Source organism: Rhodospirillales bacterium RIFCSPLOWO2_02_FULL_58_16 (genome assembly GCA_001830425.1).
Classification (GTDB): domain Bacteria; phylum Pseudomonadota; class Alphaproteobacteria; order Rhodospirillales; family 2-02-FULL-58-16; genus 2-02-FULL-58-16.
The window spans coordinates 19,223-21,732 of the sequence record MIAA01000034.1 but is presented as its reverse complement, the minus strand read 5'-3'; the positions used below and the strand labels follow the sequence as shown (position 1 = coordinate 21,732).

Below are 2,510 nucleotides of genomic sequence, written 5' to 3'. Positions count from 1 at the left end.
TCCGGCCATGACGGGGGGTAAGGGGCTTAATGAAACACAGAGGCTCAGAGACACAGAGGAGGACAGAGAAAATAAAGAAAAAGCAGGAAAAAACTTCGCTTAACCTTCTCTGCGCCTCTGTGCCTCTGTGTTCAACCTGAGCCAATCCCGGTTAGCTGTTATCGACGGTCAGGGTGACGGTGTTGCTGTCAACCTGGGTCACGTTATACCCGCCGTCGTCATTCTGGATATCTTCGACCCTGGTGTCTTCAAGTCTTACCGAGGTGTCATTGACGCCGCCGAAGGTGATGACCACGTCGTCGCCGTCCTGGGTTACTTGCAGGTTGGCGGGGTCGAACTCGGCGCCCTCGAAGGTCAGGACATCGCCGATGTTAAAGTCGGTAATGGTGTCATCGCCGTCGCCGGAACCAAAGGTGAAGGTATCGTTGCCGCCACCGCCGGTCAGGGTGTCATCGCCGGTCCCGCCCTCAAGCGTATCACTGCCGGAGCTTCCCCCAAGAGTATCATCGCCGGAGCCGCCATCTAAAGTGTCATTGCCGGAGTTGCCCTTAAGGATATCATTGCCTTCGCCGCCCCTAAGGGTGTCATCGCCGGAGCCGCCTTCAAGGGTGTCGTTGCCGGAGCCGCCGTCGAGAGTATCGTTGCCCTCGCCGCCGCTGAGTTCGTCATTGCCGCCCAGACCGCTAAGGATGTCGTTTCCACTGTTGCCGTCAAGGGTGTCCCAGTCGCTGGTGCCGGTCAGGGCATCGGCGCCGCTGTTGCCTTCGAGATCGACGCCGTCGTTAACGGCGCTGATGGCGACGGTGGTGGAGGCGCTGGAGGTATCGCCGCCGTTGCTTTCCGTCGATGTTGAAGTGACCGTGATGTTGAAATCATGGTTGATCGAACTGTCGACATTCATGGTCAGGCCGGACAACTGGGCCGGAGTCAGCGTCCACGAACCGTCGCCGTTATCGGTGCCCGCCGACAGGGTGGCGCCGTCCGGAATGCCGCTGATAACCGTTGACAGGGATTCGGAACCGTCGGCATCGGTCAGCGCCGAGGAGATGGTCAACTCGATAACGGTGTATTCCGCATCGCCGCCGCCCTCGCCGCCATCGCCGCCGCCCTCGCCGCCATCGCTGTCGCCTTCGCCGAAGCTGGTGGTAACGGCCGAAGCGTTCAGCGTCGGGTCGGAAGCGGTGGTATCGGCTGCGACTTCCGCCGCCGCCACCGCCACGTCGATAGTGCCGATGGCGGACGCAGTGCTGCCGCCGTCGGTAGAGGTAGAGGTCACCGTCAGGGTAAAGTCGGCGGCGTCGCCGGCGGGCGGGGTAACGGTCAGGCCGGACAACTGCGCCGGGCTGAGAGTCCATGAACCGTCGCCGTTATCGGTTCCCGCCGACAGCATCGCGCCCGCAGGCACGCCGGAGATGGTGATCGACAGGGTTTCGGAGCTGTCGGTCAGCGCCGAGGAGATATCCAGCGAGATCGCCGTATCCTCGTTGCCGGAAACATCGGCGACCGTCAGCGTCGGCGCGTCGGCAGTCCCGCCGACATTCAGGGCAATCGTATCCGATGCCGTGGCCCCGCTGGAATCCGTGGCCGTGATCAGGATGGAAATATCGCCGGCGTCGCCGTTGGTCGGAGTGCCGGAAATAACCCCGGTGGCGGAGTCGACGGACATCCAGCTCGGAAGCGGACTGCCGTCGGCCTGGGTGGCGCTGAAGGTCAGCGTATCGCCGAGATCGGCATCCGCGAAGTTGGCTGAAGCATCCATGCTGAACGCCGTATCTTCCTCCGCCGTTTGATCGGCGATGGAGGAGGTGAGTTCGGGCGCGTCGTTGGTCCCGGTGATGTTGATCACCGCCGTCTTGGTTACCGTGGCGCCATGCTCGTCGGTAATCGTGTAGGTAAAGGTCTCCGTGACCTGCTGACCCTCGGCAAGGCTGTTAAGCATGCTCTCGCCGGTGTTCGGGTCGATATTGGCGTTATAGGTAACCGTCCCGTTGTCATTGATGGTCACCGTTCCGTAATTGAGGGCCGATTGATCGACGGAGATGCTCAATTCGTCGTTGTCACTATCGCGGCCATGACCATGGCCTTGGCCGGGGTTGTCTTCATCATTGCCGTCGGCGTCATTGCCGTGGCCCATGTTCTGGTCGCTGTCGATCAGCGTGATGTTGATGCTTTCGGCGCCGCCGGCTTGGGTGCTTTCCACCAGGGTGACATTCACATCGCCGACGGTCGGCGCATCGTTAGTTCCGGTAACGGTGATCGTCGCCGTCGCCGTGCTGGTCCCGCCGTGGCCGTCGGAAACCGTGTAATTGAAGGTAACGTCGCGGGTTTCGCCTGCGGCCAGACTCTGGAAGTCGGCGCCGGGGTTGAAAGTAAAGGTGCCGTCGCCGTTATTGACGACCGTGCCCTCGGCGGGCTGGTTGTCGATGGTGAAGGTCAAGGCGTCATTGGCATCGGCATCGGTAGCAGTAAAGTTGAAGGTCTGCGCCGCGCCGTCCTCGACGGCGGCGCCG

1 pseudogene (cut by a window edge) is annotated in these 2,510 nt (G+C 61.8%); it reads right to left on the bottom strand.

Annotation, left to right across the window (positions count from 1 at the left end):
• Positions 1-151: 151 nt before the first annotated feature.
• A pseudogene (locus A3H92_13520) lies at positions 152-2,510 on the bottom strand (hypothetical protein) (it continues 3,335 nt past the right edge of the window).